Annotated in this window: 16 protein-coding genes, 1 tRNA gene and 1 pseudogene; 12 read left to right on the top strand and 6 right to left on the bottom strand. The window is 48.8% G+C overall.

All coding sequences use genetic code 11. The annotated features are described in order from the left end of the window. The first annotated feature begins 118 nt into the window (after positions 1 to 118). Together terS and OIN60_RS08830 are read left to right on the top strand one after the other, a co-directional pair. On the top strand, positions 119 to 829 hold the full coding sequence (gene terS, locus OIN60_RS08835) for a phage terminase small subunit (RefSeq protein ID WP_305754491.1): 711 nt from the start codon (positions 119 to 121) through the stop codon (positions 827 to 829). Beyond that, positions 826 to 2,091 (top strand): PBSX family phage terminase large subunit, encoded by a 1,266-nt coding sequence (locus OIN60_RS08830; protein ID WP_305754490.1) that lies wholly within the window; start codon positions 826 to 828, stop codon positions 2,089 to 2,091. The genes terS and OIN60_RS08830 overlap by 4 nt, the downstream gene beginning before the upstream one ends. 19 nt (positions 2,092 to 2,110) lie before the next feature. Here OIN60_RS08830 and OIN60_RS08825 read toward each other — a convergent pair. After that, a pseudogene (locus OIN60_RS08825) lies at positions 2,111 to 3,147 on the bottom strand (IS3 family transposase); the annotation flags it as partial. Between the two features lie 158 nt (positions 3,148 to 3,305). Here OIN60_RS08825 and OIN60_RS08820 point away from each other — a divergent pair. From OIN60_RS08820 to OIN60_RS08810, 3 genes are read left to right on the top strand one after another with little or no spacing between them, the layout of a single operon-like run. Next, a complete protein-coding gene (locus OIN60_RS08820) occupies positions 3,306 to 3,740 on the top strand; it encodes a phage holin family protein (RefSeq protein WP_305754489.1) in 435 nt (144 codons plus the stop codon). Next, on the top strand, positions 3,721 to 4,635 hold the full coding sequence (locus OIN60_RS08815; protein WP_305754488.1) for a peptidoglycan recognition protein family protein: 915 nt from the start codon (positions 3,721 to 3,723) through the stop codon (positions 4,633 to 4,635). The genes OIN60_RS08820 and OIN60_RS08815 overlap by 20 nt, the downstream gene beginning before the upstream one ends. Before the next feature lie 17 nt (positions 4,636 to 4,652). Further along, positions 4,653 to 4,877: a hypothetical protein gene (locus OIN60_RS08810; RefSeq protein ID WP_305754487.1), complete on the top strand. Its 225-nt coding sequence runs from the start codon at positions 4,653 to 4,655 to the stop codon at positions 4,875 to 4,877. A 136-nt stretch (positions 4,878 to 5,013) separates the two neighbouring features. Here the strand turns inward: OIN60_RS08810 and OIN60_RS22600 are convergent, their stop codons facing one another. Both OIN60_RS22600 and OIN60_RS08805 read right to left on the bottom strand, forming a co-directional pair. Then, entirely contained in the window at positions 5,014 to 5,235 is a 222-nt protein-coding gene (locus OIN60_RS22600) for a YqaE/Pmp3 family membrane protein (protein ID WP_370872440.1), read from the bottom strand. A gap of 319 nt (positions 5,236 to 5,554) precedes the next feature. Next, positions 5,555 to 5,627, bottom strand: a tRNA-Val gene (locus tag OIN60_RS08805). A 232-nt stretch (positions 5,628 to 5,859) separates the two neighbouring features. On the opposite strand from OIN60_RS08805, the gene OIN60_RS08800 reads away from it, so the two are divergent. After that, positions 5,860 to 6,303 carry a GNAT family N-acetyltransferase gene (locus tag OIN60_RS08800; protein WP_305754486.1) on the top strand — a complete coding sequence of 148 codons (444 nt, stop codon included), beginning with the start codon at positions 5,860 to 5,862 and terminating at the stop codon, positions 6,301 to 6,303. A 79-nt stretch (positions 6,304 to 6,382) separates the two neighbouring features. Here the strand turns inward: OIN60_RS08800 and OIN60_RS08795 are convergent, their stop codons facing one another. Further along, the gene (locus tag OIN60_RS08795) at positions 6,383 to 7,138 is read right to left on the bottom strand and encodes an MBL fold metallo-hydrolase (RefSeq protein ID WP_305754485.1); all 756 of its coding nucleotides are present in this window, start codon (positions 7,136 to 7,138) and stop codon (positions 6,383 to 6,385) included. 201 nt (positions 7,139 to 7,339) lie between these two features. On the opposite strand from OIN60_RS08795, the gene OIN60_RS08790 reads away from it, so the two are divergent. Together OIN60_RS08790 and OIN60_RS08785 are read left to right on the top strand one after the other, a co-directional pair. Continuing rightward, on the top strand, positions 7,340 to 7,897 hold the full coding sequence (locus tag OIN60_RS08790; protein ID WP_305754484.1) for a copper amine oxidase: 558 nt from the start codon (positions 7,340 to 7,342) through the stop codon (positions 7,895 to 7,897). A 92-nt stretch (positions 7,898 to 7,989) separates the two neighbouring features. Then, on the top strand, positions 7,990 to 8,301 hold the full coding sequence (locus tag OIN60_RS08785; protein WP_305754483.1) for a DUF1292 domain-containing protein: 312 nt from the start codon (positions 7,990 to 7,992) through the stop codon (positions 8,299 to 8,301). A 131-nt stretch (positions 8,302 to 8,432) separates the two neighbouring features. On the opposite strand, the gene OIN60_RS08780 is transcribed toward OIN60_RS08785, so the two are convergent. Next, a complete protein-coding gene (locus tag OIN60_RS08780) occupies positions 8,433 to 9,908 on the bottom strand; it encodes an aminotransferase class I/II-fold pyridoxal phosphate-dependent enzyme (RefSeq protein ID WP_305754645.1) in 1,476 nt (491 codons plus the stop codon). 210 nt (positions 9,909 to 10,118) lie between these two features. On the opposite strand from OIN60_RS08780, the gene OIN60_RS08775 reads away from it, so the two are divergent. Beyond that, positions 10,119 to 11,408 carry an MFS transporter gene (locus OIN60_RS08775; RefSeq protein ID WP_305754482.1) on the top strand — a complete coding sequence of 430 codons (1,290 nt, stop codon included), beginning with the start codon at positions 10,119 to 10,121 and terminating at the stop codon, positions 11,406 to 11,408. A gap of 86 nt (positions 11,409 to 11,494) precedes the next feature. Here the strand turns inward: OIN60_RS08775 and OIN60_RS08770 are convergent, their stop codons facing one another. Next, a complete protein-coding gene (locus tag OIN60_RS08770; protein WP_305754481.1) occupies positions 11,495 to 12,127 on the bottom strand; it encodes a YktB family protein in 633 nt (210 codons plus the stop codon). A gap of 241 nt (positions 12,128 to 12,368) precedes the next feature. Here OIN60_RS08770 and OIN60_RS08765 point away from each other — a divergent pair, with 241 nt between their 5' ends. The 3 genes from OIN60_RS08765 to OIN60_RS08755 all read left to right on the top strand — a co-directional run bounded on the left by OIN60_RS08765 (position 12,369) and on the right by OIN60_RS08755 (position 15,197). Beyond that, complete coding sequence (locus tag OIN60_RS08765; RefSeq protein ID WP_305754480.1) at positions 12,369 to 12,968, top strand: YkzI domain-containing protein; 600 nt, start codon at positions 12,369 to 12,371, stop codon at positions 12,966 to 12,968. A gap of 137 nt (positions 12,969 to 13,105) precedes the next feature. Then, a complete protein-coding gene (gene gnd / locus OIN60_RS08760; protein WP_305754479.1) occupies positions 13,106 to 14,512 on the top strand; it encodes an NADP-dependent phosphogluconate dehydrogenase in 1,407 nt (468 codons plus the stop codon). Positions 14,513 to 14,720: 208 nt separating this feature from the next. Next, positions 14,721 to 15,197: a shikimate kinase gene (locus OIN60_RS08755; RefSeq protein WP_305754644.1), complete on the top strand. Its 477-nt coding sequence runs from the start codon at positions 14,721 to 14,723 to the stop codon at positions 15,195 to 15,197. Positions 15,198 to 15,228: the final 31 nt, after the last annotated feature.

The raw sequence follows: 15,228 nt of genomic DNA, 5'->3' as shown, positions 1-15,228 counted from the left end.
TTGCTGAAGAAGAATAATTCTTAAGTTTTTTTAGGAGTCACTCAAACGAGTGGCTTTTTTTAATTTACAGATTTTACATACAAAACAAACACAATCGGCGGAGGTGGTGGTGATGTAAATGGCCGACAAGCACATTTTGGCCGAACAGGATTATCAGGCCGGGCTTAAATATAAAGAGATCGCGGAGAAGTATGAGGTTTCCCTGAACACCGTTAAGAGCTGGAAGCAGCGGCACGGCTGGAATAGAGATAGGGGCGCACCCTCTTCCAAAGGTATGCATACCAAACGACCAGGTGCACCCCCAGGCAATCAAAACGCCAAGGGGAATCGCGGCGGGTCGGCTCCTAAGGGCAACTCAAACGCTGTGACACATGGCCTGTTTGCCAAGTACCTGCCGGATGAAACCCGGGAGATACTGCAGCAGCTTGAGACCCGTTCACCCTTGGATATGCTTTGGGACAGCATCGTTATTCAGCACGCAGCCATTATCCGGGCGCAGCAGCTCATGTATGTTCGGGATCAGCAGGACACAACCACAACGCTGATCGAGGAGAAGAACGGCGACTCATCTTATTCCCAAGCATGGGAAGTGCAGCAGGCTTGGGACAAGCACGCAGCCTTTTTACAAGCGCAGAGCCGGGCCATGGCGACGCTGCAGAGCCTGATCAAGCGGTATGAGGAAATGTGCCGCCAGGGCCTTGCTGATAATGAGCAGCAGCTGCGGATCCAGAAGCTGAAAGGCGAGGTTGCCCTGCTTGATCAAAAGGTTGCCAAAGACGACGATAAGCCGATTGAGATCGTCATCACTCGGAAGGGTGAGCGGCCATGACGGTGAAGGAAGTGAATCCTCATTTCGAGGATTTTTTATTTGACTGGAATCATAAATTTTATTTCCTGGTCGGCGGCTATGGAAGCAGTAAAAGTTATCACGTTGCCCTGAAGCTCATCATGAAGCTGTTGGCTGAGAAGCGGACGGCGCTTGTCGTTCGGGAAGTGTACGATACTCACCGGGATTCGATATATTCACTCTTGTCCGAGATCATTGTCGATCTTGGCCTGGAGGGGAAGGTCAAAACGGGCATATCCCCGCTGCAGATTCGTTTTCCAAACGGTTCGAAGATTATCTTCAAAGGGATGGATAAGCCAGCGAAGCTTAAGTCAATTCACAATGTGTCTATCATCTGGCTAGAAGAGTGTTCTGAGGTAAAGTATGAGGGATTCAAGGAGTTGATAGGCCGTCTTCGGCATCCGACACTCAAACTGCATATGATCTTGTCCACCAATCCGGTCAGTACAGCCGACTGGTGCTATAAGTACTTTTTCAAAGACACCAAGGCAAAAGTTCATGTGCTGGATGATAAGGAACTGTATCAGGATCGTATTAAGGTGGTCAATGACACGTACTATCACCATTCTGTTGCCGATGATAACCTGTTCCTGCCGTCATCCTACATCGAGCAGTTAGAGGACCTGAAGCAGCATGACCCAGATCTGTACCGCGTGGCCCGCAAGGGGCGTTTTGGCATTAACGGCAAGCTAGTCCTGCCGCAGTTTGAGGAGTGGCCGCATGAGGCTGTCATGGAAGCGGTACAGCGTATCCGGAATCCGATAGACCGGGCAGGTATGGACTTTGGATTCGAGGAGTCATACAACGCACTGCTCAGGGTTACGGTGGATCATACGTCAAAGATCCTGTATATCCATTGGGAATATTACCGAAATCAGATGACGGATGACCGGACGGCCGAGGATATTGCCGAATTCAGGGGGACTGGTGAGCTGATCCGAGCTGACAGCGCGGAACCAAAGACCATTCAGTTCTTCAGGCAAATGGGGTTCAATATGCGCGCAGCTAAGAAGTTTGCAGGCAGCAGGCTCCAGTACACCAAGAAAGTGAAGAGGTTCAAGAAGATCATATGCTCCAGCAATTGCCCGAATACGGTGGATGAGCTGAAGGAGCTGACATATGCAGTAGACAAAGCCGGTGAGATTATAGAGGACCAGTTCAGCATTGACCCTCATATCTTTTCGGCTATTTGGTATGCCTTGGACGGATATGAGGTCTCGGACCTCAATGAAGTGACCCCATAAAGTTAGACAGGTTATATCATTAGGCAACTTGTTGGGCATGAGTTCGGTACTGTACCGGACTCATGCCTTTTAGTTTTGCCTTAATTCGCTTGTTATTGTAATAATCGATGTATGTTGATAACTCTTGTTTAAAATGTGCGATACTTTCGAATTCCATTAAATACAGAAATTCAGATTTCATGATGCCGAAAAAATTCTCGATGACGGCATTGTCGTAGCAGTTACCTTTACGGGACATACTTTGCTTGAGACCCCGTTCTTTGAGGGTATGGCGATACGGTTTCATCTGATAATGCCAGCCTTGATCGGAATGAATCAGGGGCGTATCTTCATCCTTTAGTCGATGGAATGATTGATCTAACATCGTTGAAACAAGGGAATAGACTGGTCTTGAGCCGATCGTATACGTAATGATTTCCCCATTATACAGATCTAACATAGGAGATAAATATAGTTTTTCTCCAAATAATTTAAATTCAGTTATATCGGTAACCCACTTTTCATTTGGCTTTTCAGCGTGGAAGTTACGTTCTAAAATGTTTGGTGCAACCTTGCCAATCGAGCCTTTATATGAACGATACTTCTTCATGCGTACCAGGCTTTTTAAGCCTAATACCTTCATCAAACGTTGCACCTTCTTATGATTAACACGATGACCGCGATTCACTAACTCATCTTGAATACGGCGATAGCCGTAACGCCCCTGATGCTCCTCGTAAATCGCTTGAATCATGTCTTTTAACTCAGAGTCTTTGTCCGGCATATTTAATGTATTCACCCAGTAGTAGTACGTGCTACGTGGGATATCTGCGAGCTGTAGGAGTGCTTTCACCGAAAATTCGTTCCTTAGTTCATAGACTACTTGCGCTTTGTCTTGTTTGGTGATTTTCCCTTGTTTTGAACTAAGGCATTCAACTTTTTTAGATAAGCGTTCTCCATGCGCAAACGTTCTACCTCTTTTTGCAAAGCGTCTACAGGCCTTGTATCATTCAGTTGTTTAGGATCCTTTTTCATGGATGAGCGCCTTTCTTTCTTTGGTTGTAGGGCGTCTATTCCATGTAATTTTATGGCATTCCCGCAATTTGAGTCCAACTCTATAATGACGTCCGGTGGAATGTTTCCTGAGCTTGCATTCTTAGTAGGCTCATAGGCGTTTTTATTTTCATGCCCTCGGACCCGATCTGGGGGCTCTAATTATGATAGGGGGAAAAGGTATGAATGAAAAGATAGATCAGATTATTAAGGGATTGGCCGGGGGTGCCATGATCGGGTACTTCTTCGGCGGTTGGACAACCATGCTGGCATTGCTGTGGTGGATGGTCATCATTGATTTTTTCACCGGCTGGGCGGCAGCCTGGATCAATGGAGATCTGAAAAGCCGGGTTGGTTATTATGGCATCGCCAGGAAGGTGGCCATATTCTTAATGGTCGGCATGGCCCACATGATTGATCAGATTCTCGGCGGCTCTCACTATTTCCGGGATGCTGTTATTTTCTTTTACTTGGCGAATGAGCTGCTATCCGTCATTGAGAATGTCGGCAGGATGGGGGTACCGATGCCAGCGGTACTGAGCAATGCGGTGAAAATTTTTGAATCAAAATCCGGGGAACAGAAGAAGGAGGAGAACCATGAGCTTCAATCCAAATAAATATCAGATCGAGCGGCGCTACATTGATAAGCGTCCAAATGTAAGGCCTGGAACCCGGCTTGTGTCGGGTACTCCGGGCTTTTTTGTTGCCCACGATACCGGCAATCCGGGAGCCACGGCGGACAACTATTTCAATACGATGACAGACCGGGACGCGTCGGCACAGGTGTTTGTGGATGATAAGCAGATACTGGAGATCATCCCGACCGGCACTGGCGCGGATCGAGCAGAGAAGGCCTGGCATGTCCGATACAATGTTATGACCGACAATGACCGGTATGGTGATGATGCGAACGACATCGCCCTGGGCATCGAACTGTGTTACGGCGGTAAGATCGACACGCTGGAGGCATACAAACGGTTTGTCTGGTATCTGGCCTACTGCTGTAACAAGTGGAACAAGAATCCCCTGACGCAGATCCCGAGCCACAAGCAGCTTGACCCTTCCCGGAAGAGTGACTGTGACCAAGCGCTGAAGACCATCGGCAAGACCCTAAAGGATCTGATCTATGATGTGGCTGCCGAGTTGAAGGGTGAAACAATTGTGCCGACCGCACCATATTTTGAACCGCTGCCGGAATACATCGCAACTACGCTGATTGAGAATTACGTGTCGCCTGCTTGGTTTGCTGAGCAGAAAGAGGGGGACGAAGTGGGTAAGACCCATTTCCACAACTTGGCGAACAACTTACGGGGTGCTGTCGCTGCCGACATTACTGTAGACGGAATGCCTTTGCCAGAGAAGCTACCGAAATCCAACGCCCAGGAGATCATATTCCGCTGGCTCTCTCCTGCTTGGTACAAAGCGCAGCGCGGCGGAGATCAAGCGGGCATGAAGCATTATAACAATCTGGCAAATTACCTGCGGCGTGCTGCAGGGATGCCGGAAGAATAAGGGGGGGATATTGAGTCATGAATAAGATCGATTGGAAAGCTAAGTTGTCTAGCCGGAAGTTTTGGGCGCTCCTGGCCGGTCTGGTGACTGCAGTAATGACTGCTGCCGGTGCATCTGAAAATACCATCGCTCAGACGGCGGCGGTGATCGGTGCATTTGCCTTAATCGCAGTGTACATCTTGGCTGAGGCGTATGTAGACGGTAAGGCGGCAGGATCCTCATCAACGGATAAAGCGGAGTAATTACCAAGCGCTTGGGATTTTATGTTTACAAAAAGCTCTGCCGACCGTAGAGGTTAGCAGAGTTTTTTTTGTGCTTCAGATTGAATTTAGAACAGACTTAAAAAGCCCCGCAGATTTATAATGGTAACAGAACCTCTTAGTGTTTTCTATTGGCAGGGCTCGAATTAACTTTTCCATTCTTTTTTTTATATTCATAATAAAAGACTTCTATAAGTGCATATGGTATTCCAAAAAACCAACCAAAGAAGAACATAGGTACCGTGCAACTAATAGCATGCATGGGTTGCTTTCTGACAAGTAGGACAGCGAGAGGTGGCAGGAGAAAAGCGAGGAGTATCAGCACATACCTATTATACATACCTTATTAAGCCCCTTTGAATTTTATGAGGATAGTCTATCAGACCTAGGAATATTTTTCTAGTGTTATTTACAAAATAGACCAGAAGAGATAGGATTGATTCAAAATCCGAAAGCATCGGTAAAAGCCCCGCTGACCTTAAATGTCTGCGGGGCTTTTATTTTTGTATTGATATGAAGGGAAATTAAGTCCATTTTAGTCTGTTTGCTATGCTTAATTTGAAGTTTTGTCCCCAATTTGTCCCCAGAGGCAATCATTGTAGGTATCTGAAGTCTAAGTGAAAAAGAAAAAACCCTTACGTAGTAAGGGTTCCCGGCTATGATCTGTAGTGGGCTCGAACCACTGACCCCCACCCTGTCAAGATGGTGCTCTCCCAGCTGAGCTAACAGATCAAGTTATTTATCGCGGTGAAATTTATATTATCCGAAATGTCCCTATATGTCAACGGTTTATCTGAATAAATTTCATTTTCCCAAGCAGATTAATAAATGTAAAATATTTTTCACTATTCCGAGCCGCATCTTTCTATGAAGACGAACCAATTACCTTCCAAGTTGGTTTTGTATTATAATTCAGCTTACATGGTTATGCGCGCTATACATTATAGAACAATAGGGGGAAATCATGGCGGCTGAAATTGTAAGTGTAACGACGGAGGAACAGCTCCAGCAGGCGCTGGCCATTCGCATCAAGGTGTTCGTTGAGGAGCAGAATGTGCCGGCGGAAGAGGAAGCTGATCAGCATGACCGTCTCATCGAGACGGCTCATCATTTCCTGATTCAGGACGGGGGAGAGATGGTCGCAACCGGGAGAGTGACTTATTATGACGACGAAACGGCCAAAATGCAGCGGATTGCGGTTCTGCAAAACTACCGCTCCAAAGGCTACGGACGTGTTCTGCTGCTCGCTATGGAGGAGAGAGCAAGAGAGCTGGGGCTGCGTTATTCACTGCTAGACTCACAGTGCCAGGCGGAGGTATTCTACAAGAAGCTTGGCTATGAAACCATCTCCGACGAGCCCTTTGATGAAGCAGGCATCCCGCATGTGCGGATGCGTAAAAAGCTGTAACCTATCTTTTCATCGCAAAAATCACAAAAAAGCCGCGGATCACCAACGATTTCTGCGGCTTTTCCGTCAATGCTCCGATCTATGCTTCCAGTTCTTGCTCCACATCATAAATACGCTGCTGCTCCAAAATTCTCATCTCGCCTGTGCATCCCCGGAAAGACTCTATTTCATCGCCGTAATGCATAAGATGAATCATCTGCTGCAGCTCCGGCGGCAGGCTGAGCAGCTCGTCCAGGGTGGTGTGCACAGCCCCTTCGCCGAGCAACTGCACCTCATGCAAAATCGCTCTGCAGCCACGTTCCTGTACCAGCTTGGTCAGAAGTTCCGGATTAAAGGTCATATCCGCACTGTAAAACAACCGCTCATTAATGAACAGAGAGTAGCTGTCCTTGCCTGGAATATGCTTGGTAGGGATCAACTCAACCCGGATTCCCGGAACGAGGTCGGTAGCCTGATCCGGAACGAGCGGCCTCACTTCGAAAATATCCCCCATCCGCTCAATCATGCCTTTCTGATACATTCCGCCCTTTAGCGTTTGCTCCCACAGCGGTTCTACGAGCGCTTCTGCAACATACAAGACAGGCTTGCGCCCGTGGATGAGGCTCATGCGGAAGCCTAGCTCCTCCAGCCCGCCCACATGATCGGCGTGAATATGAGTGATAATAATGGCATCCAAATCCGTAATCGGCAGTCCCATGTGATGGAGCGCGAGCGGGGCGGTCGTTCCGAAGTCGATGAATAGCTTGGCTTCTCCGCTATCCAGCAGTGCATTGTTATTATAGTGTGTCTTGGCAAAGGCGCTGCCTGTACCAAGCATCTGCAGTTTCAATGTCATCCGTTGAACCTCCTTGGCTGTCTGTTTACTGATTTTTCGGTTAGCCGGGTATTGGGAACTACATCCATATTAACATGGTTACAGTAACAGGCAAAATACTCCATGACAAAAGTGGCAATTTTGTGAGTGGAGCAGCGCAACTTGTAGAGTTTTGAAAAGTATAAATTTACAACAGAAGATGGATGGGGGGACATTTTAGCAATGAAATGGACAAAAGTGATGGTCTTGGTGTTGGCTCTTTCTACAATGGGAGGATCTGTATTGTCCGCCGAAGCTAGTAGTCAGGAAGTCAAATTAATTATAAACGGACAGGAAGTCAAAGAGGGTGGATACGTGATCGATGGCACGACTTATGTGCCGATTCGGGATTTTAACGGCCTCGTAACCTACGATTCATCCACAGGCAAAGTTCAATTTGAGCAGCCGAACGTTCATATTTTCCTGTTCAAGGGAGATACTGTATTTGGGAATGTGAATAAGGGAAAACTGAAGTTTAATGTATTCTCCCAGATTGACAGTCTGACAACCGATATTGCTGCTGTTAAGATTGCGATTACGGATCCGGCTGGTAACGTGAAGGATATTCAGACACAGGAGATTATAGGCAAGCAGAAGGATAACTTCTGGTTCCGCACCCATGATTTTACGTATGATTTCAAGACGGCAGGCAAGTACAGAGTCGGTTTTTACATTAAAGAGACTTCGGACAGCGGCTTTATGCTGATTTCCGAAAAAGTCATTACGGCACTGGATTCTTAAGCAGCTTCTGGGGGAAGTGGTGAAATTGACCTTCCTACTAGATCATGTTACGATACGAAGGAAGAACAAACCAATTGAAGGTAGGTATATGAATGACTGATCACAAGCATGAGCATGATGGCCATCATCACGACCATGATCATGACCATGAGCATGAAGAATTGATTCTTACCGTTACGGATGAGAACGGTAACGATGTAGAGGTTGTACTGGTAGAGACGTTTGACGTCGACGACCAGCTGTACGCCCTCTTGCTTGAACGCGGTAACCCTGAAGCAGATGGCATCATTCTTCGTGTGGAGGAAGAGAACGAAGAGATGGTGTTTTATAATATTGAAGACGAAGAAGAATGGAAACGTGTTGAAGAAGTGTTTAATGAGCTTGTTCAGGAGTATGACAACTAATTCAGCACCAGCCGTACAGGCTGCAGAGGCCCCGTGAAGGGGCCTCTTTTCATAAACCGCCATTCCGTGGCACCATAGTAGGGTATGACAAAGAGCCAAGCCTGCAGGCTTGGCTCTTTACAGGTATAAGCTCAAAAGATCGGATCGGCTTCGACAATTACTTTCACCCGATTAATGTAGCGGTCTTCCGGACCTTTGACGGGAAGGCCAACATCGACGTGCTCGACAATATAGTCGATATTTTCCTGTGAAATGACCTCCCCCGGCAGCAGGATGGGAATGCCTGGCGGATACACATAAATAAATTCGGCAATAATGCGACCTGCCGACTCTTTAAAAGGAATGACCTCGGTATCTGCGTAAAATGCATCGCGTGGAATCAGGGACAACTGTGGAATTTCCGGTATTTTCACTAGCAGCTCGTGGGCTTGTCCATCCTTGTAATATTGGGATGACAGCTCTTGGAGCGCTTCCAGCAGCGTTTGCACGGATTCCTGCGTATCACCTGAAGTAATCAGGCAGAGAATGTTATACATATCGCTTAGCTCGACTTCGATATTGTAATGCTCCCGTAGCCAGTTTTCCGTCTCGTATCCGGTGATTCCGAGATGACGGACGTGGATGGACACCTTGGTCGGATCATAATCAAAGGTGGCTTCTCCGCCAAGGATATCGTCGCCGAAGGAGTACAAGCCCGGAATTTTATTGATTTCGGTGCGTGCAAACTGTGCCAGATCGATGGCATGCTGCGCCATTTCACGTCCGTTCAGGGCCAGGTTGCGCCGGGACGTATCGAGTGAGGCAAGTAAAATGTAAGATGTAGAAGTTGTAGTCAGCATACTGATGATGGTCTGCACACGCTGCGGATTGACGTAACCGTTTTTCGTATTCAGATTCAGCACGGAGCTCTGCGTCATGGAGCCGCCCAGCTTATGCACGCTTGTCGCTGCCATATCGGCTCCGGCCTGCATGGCGGACATCGGCAGATCGGGATGAAAATGAATCAGCACGCCATGGGCCTCATCCACCAGCACCGGTACATCGAAGCTGTGCGCAAGATCCACAATTTCCTTCAAGTTGGCGCACACACCGAAATAAGTCGGGTTAATGACCAGTACGCCTTTCGCATCCGGGTGGCGCTCCAACGCGCGGCGGACCGAGCTGGTTGTGATGCCGTGATCAATGCCGAGATTTTCATCCCGGGCAGGAGAGACGAATACAGGCTTTGCGCCCGAAAAAATAATAGCGGACATAACCGATTTATGAACATTACGCGGAACAATAATTTTATCGCCCGGTGAGCAGATGGACAGGATCATGGTCATGATCGCACCGCTGGTGCCTTGCACGCTGAAATACGTGTAATCGGCTCCGAACGCATCGGCAGCCAAGATTTGTGATTGTTCAATGACACCGGTAGGCTGATGCAGATCATCCAGCGGAGCGATATTGATCAAATCTATGGAAAGGGCGTTATCCCCGATAAAATCGCGGAATTCCCGGTCGGTTCCCATTCCTTTTTTATGACCGGGGATGTGAAATTGAACAGGATTGCTGTCTGCGTGCTTTTTCAAGGCGGTAAACAGCGGTGTCTGGTGGTGATCCATCAGATTTGTCACAACCTTTCTTAATGAACGCGTACCTGATTGCTGCTTGCGGCGCGTCATCTTGTTATTATCATTGTACCGTAATTGGAGCGAAGCGCTGTTTATAAACAAAATTGAGTATAGCAAAATGAAGCGGGAATGCAAGCTAATGCTTGAAGCGGATTTTTCGATAGACGTTTTTCTTAACAAATGAATCAGGATGTGAAGAAGATGGAGGAAAACAGAAAACGCGCAGCGGAGCGGCTGCTGTCGCCTCTTTTTATAGCACTATGGGTGCTCGTTTTTTTAGTTGAATTTTTAAAGGGCTCACTGCTTGTTTCTATACTGCCTGTATATATGGGGGATACCTTGGGTCTTTCGGCAGGGGTGATTGGCCTGGCCTTCTCGCTGCAATATCTGGGAGATAACCTGTTCCGCGTGCCAGCGGGATGGCTGGCCGAGAGGCTGGGCTACAGGGGGACGATGGCGGCGGCTCTCGTTGTGACCATTGCAGCCGTGCTTATGATGAGCTTTTTTTCAAGCTCTTTCTGGCTTGTGCTGGCCTGTCTGCTGCTGGGAATCGGCACTTCTCCGCTATGGCCGTGCGCGATGACAGGGATAACCGAGAACTCGGGGCCCAGCAACAGCAACGGAACAGCGATGGGTACGCTTGAAATCGCTGTGCTGGGAGGAACGGGGCTTGGGCCGGTCGTCATGAATTTCGTCACAGCCAGCACAGGGCATCAGTACGGGGTCGTGTTTATGGTCCTGACCAGCTGTGCTATTCTGACGCTGCTGGTGGCACTGCTGCTGCCTGGCCGCAAACTGGTGAAGGAAGCAACAACCATACAAGGGAAAGCGGCGGAAAGGAAGCGTGCTTCTTTAACGTTTACTGACAGAATGCAGCAAATTACGAGTAACATGAAGAGTTCACTGCATTTTATCAAAACCAATCTAAGAGTTAACCCGCTTATTTATCCGGCGCTGTTTCTGCAGTCCTTTGTCCTGGGGCTGCTGAGCCCAGTGCTCACCCTTTATGCCAGATCGGATTTGGGAATCTCGCCCAATCTGTATAGTGTGCTGTTGATTGCAGGGGGCGGTGTGACTGTACTCGCTCTGATCCCGCTCGGCAAGCTGGTGGACCGATTTGGGCCCCGGTACTTTCTGCATGTCGGTTTTGCCCTGGCCGGTCTTACCCTGGTTACCTTTGCGGCGATTACAACGATTCCAATGATATTTCTGGCCGTAGGTGTGGTAGGTCTTAGCTATGCGCTGATCCTTCCGGCGTGGAATACCTTTCTTGCAGGCTTGATTCCGGAGGGAGAACGCGGCACGGTATGGGGATTTTTCCTCACACTGCAAGGCTCGGGGCTGGTCGTCGGACCGATTCTCTCGGGCATGTTGTGGGACCACATCGGGCATACGGCACCTTTTGTTACGAGCGGTGTAGTGATGCTGCTGCTGTTCGTCTGTCATATGCTGCTTGAGCGCCGTCCGTATCGCAGCAAGAGTACTGCTTAAAGACAAAGCGAAAAAGCATTCTCCCTAACCGGGATGAATGCTTTGTTTGTGTTATGGTTTGGCTCGGTATGTAATCGGATCCCGTATTATTCCGGCTGATTGGCCATTTTGTACAGGGGCAGCAACTGCTTGAAAGTGGACTGGACCAGCTCAAGCAACTGTTTTTCGTCCCCTAGCCGCGGGTCATTCCGTTCCAGCCGCAGCCCGCATACGACCTCGGATTTTTTGACATTGGCGAGCTTATGGATCAGGGTCTGGAACTGTTCATCCTGCATTTCGGCATGGGAAATGCCTTGCGGCGCCATATGATCCGTGGACCAGTAATAGCTGCCAGGCAGGTGGCTGCGGATTTCCTGCAACTGCTTGTCCAATTGTTGGGCGAACACCGTCTTGTTCGGACTTTCATATATAATAGCGAACACAATGAATAGGTGGGACGAGAACATGCCTACCTCAAAATGCGGATAAGCTTTATAGCCCCGCTTGCTCGGTGCCCAGGCGACCCATGTGTCTTTTGGCGGATTAACCGTCCTGCGTGCATGCTTGGCGATATGAGGAAACATTTCTTCGCCGCACAGTTCTGTCATAAAGGGGGTTAATTGCTCCCCGATCGCTTCCAGCTTCGGCCGCACGTTGCGGATCAGCACTTCCATTCTTGCTTCCAGGCCGGGCACTTCAAATACATCGAAATCTTGTTCGCAGAAACCAGTGAATGTCATTCCTTTTCCTCCTGTCTTACATAGCCCCGATTATTTCAACCGGAGTTCTCCTGATTATAGCATACAGTTCGGGGCTTGGCCGTATCCTTAAATGAACGGGCTGGTGAAAGCTAAATTTAGTCAAATAACCAAGTACCCTTACATAATATGAAGTATAAAATAAGAGTAAGCAAAAGATCATACGGCGCAGCCGTTTCCTGCCGCGCAGGCTTGATCCGGATCTCACAAAGGAGGGAATGCCGTGAATAAGAGCTGCGAAGTGGAATACTGCAATCTGGAGCTCCGGTTTAGCCGCCGGCATATCCACAATCTGATTAAAGACCTCATCCAGGAAGGCTACTCCTTATATTGGAGTGAGGATGAGGATTGTCTTATCCTATCGGTTCGTACGGGACGTAAGCTGGTAAAGCTGCGTTTTCAGTTGTTGCGCACCGGGCACTATAAACTTGTAGGGGATTATTTGATCAAGGATGCGAGGCTGGCGGAATGGCTGGAGAATCTGATTGGGGTAACCCGCGGTCATGCTGTCGTCAAGCGAATTAAGGATCAGCACATTCTGGTGAAAAATATTTTATTCGGTGAGGTCATCCGGCTTGTGGAAGTGGATGGGTTCAGACAGCGCGTGTTGTTCCAGAAAGGGATGCAATTATCAGGCGAGAAGCTGGAGGAGATGCTTGCGTCCACAGAGGGAGAAATGCGGCTTCAACTTGTTAGAATGGAGATGGATGACGAGTTGGAACGGCTTTGGTCAGCGATGAAGGCCGGGAATACGGAAAAGGCTAATATCTGCCGTAAAAGGCTGAAGGAATTGTCCAGACAACTGCTGATGCTGGAGGGATAAAGAGCGGCTTAGTACACCTCATGCAAATGGGGTGTTTTGCTCTGCTCAGGAGCGGGGTTCACTTCTCTGCGTAAAAACGTTAAAATACACTTGTACGTGATTTCACAAAAAATATGTTGCAAAGGATGAGGAACCAGATGGCAAAACAGCAAATTGGTGTTATTGGTCTGGCCGTAATGGGCAAAAACCTGGCCCTTAACATTGAGAGCAAAGGTTTCAGTGTCTCGGTATATAACCGCTCCCCCGAGAAAACGCAGGATCTGTTAAAAGAGGCGGAAGGAAAAAACCTGACAGGCACCTTTTCTATTGAAGAATTCGTCGCTTCCCTGGAATCGCCCCGCAAAATTCTGATCATGGTTCAGGCTGGCAAAGCTACGGATGCAACCATTGATCAGCTTATTCCTCATCTGGACGAAGGCGATATTATCATCGACGGAGGCAACGCGTATTTCCCTGATACACAGCGCCGCAGCAAAATGCTGGAGGAGAAAGGCTTTCGTTTCATCGGCACGGGTGTATCCGGCGGAGAAGAAGGAGCCCTGAACGGCCCTTCGATTATGCCAGGCGGACAAGAAAGCGCTTATGAGCTGGTAAAACCGATTTTGACGGCCATCTCGGCAAAAGTAAACGGGGACCCATGCTGTACATATATCGGTCCTGACGGTGCAGGACATTACGTGAAAATGGTCCACAATGGCATTGAGTATGGTGACATGCAGTTGATCTGCGAGGCGTACCATCTGCTGGAATCCGTGCTGAATGTGAGTGCTGAGGAGCTTCACGAAATTTTCACGGAATGGAATAAAGGCGAGCTTGACAGCTACCTGATCGAAATTACGGCCGACATCTTCTCGAAATATGATGAAGAAACCGGTAAGCCAATGGTCGATGTCATCTTGGATTCCGCCGGACAAAAGGGAACAGGCAAATGGACAAGCCAAAGCGCGCTGGATTTGGGCGTGCCGCTGTCCATGATTACGGAATCCGTATTCTCCCGCTTCCTGTCTGCCATGAAGGAAGAGCGTGTGGCTGCTAGCAAGGTGCTCACCGGTCCTCAGGAAATGGCTTTCGATGGCGATAAAAAAGAATTTATCGAGAACGTGCGCAAAGCGCTGTTCGCCAGCAAGATCGTATCCTATGCGCAAGGCTTTGCCCAAATGCGTGCGGCTTCCGATGAATACGGCTGGGATTTGAAATACGGAAATATCGCTATGATTTTCCGCGGCGGCTGCATTATCCGCTCCCAGTTCCTGCAAAACATCAAGGATGCGTATGACCGTGAAGCGGGGCTGAAAAACCTGCTGCTTGATCCATACTTCAAAAATATTGTGGAAACGTATCAGGATGCATGGCGCAAAGTGATTTCCGCCGCTGTCGCCCAAGGTATTCCGGTGCCAGGCTTCTCCAGTGCGCTTGCTTATTATGACAGCTACCGGACGGAGCGTCTCCCGGCAAACCTGCTGCAGGCGCAGCGTGACTACTTCGGTGCCCATACGTTTCAGCGTGTGGATAAGGAAGGCGTCTTCCACCATCAGTGGTTCTAAGCTTGATCGTTCTAAGCTCCATGTTCTGATCAATACCCGCTGCAGCCTGACAGGCAGAGGCTGCAGCGGGTATTTATTTTGCTCGTATACCTGGATTGTCTAAAGTTTCGGCCCTGTGTTATGATATGTGAAAGTTATTTGCAGATAGATCAGAGGGGTGTCATACGTGGAAAATGCGGTTCAGAACCGGAACCTCATCCTGATCGGCATGATGGGCACGGGCAAGTCTACCGTTGGGGCCCTTCTTGCGGACAAGCTGGGATATCACATGGTAGATCTGGACGCGGAACTGGAGCGTCAGGAGGGACGAGCCATTCCCGATATCTTCGCGAATGAAGGCGAAGCTTACTTCAGGGACGCGGAGACTGCCGTACTGCACAAAGTGCTGGAAGATAGCGGCCAGGTGATTGCAACTGGTGGTGGTGCTGTGCTGCGAGAGGGAAATTGCCGGGCGATGCTGGGTAACGGGTATGTTGTGGCTTTGACGGCCCAGGCGGAAAGCATTATGGAGCGGGTCAGATCGTCGGCGGACAGACCCCTGCTGGCAGGCGATGTGGAAGGCCGGGTACTGAAGATATTAGAGGAACGCAAGGATGCCTACGCTTTTGCCCACGTCACCATTGATACGACAGGCGTGGGAGCGGGCGAAGTGGCGGAATTGATTTTAACGCATTACCGCGTCTAAGCTTTTAAAAGTGAGGCTATCTTAGAAGGAA

This window comes from Paenibacillus zeirhizosphaerae (assembly GCF_030705605.1).
Lineage (GTDB): Bacteria > Bacillota > Bacilli > Paenibacillales > Paenibacillaceae > Paenibacillus > Paenibacillus zeirhizosphaerae.
This window is presented reverse-complemented; position numbering and strand designations above follow the sequence as displayed.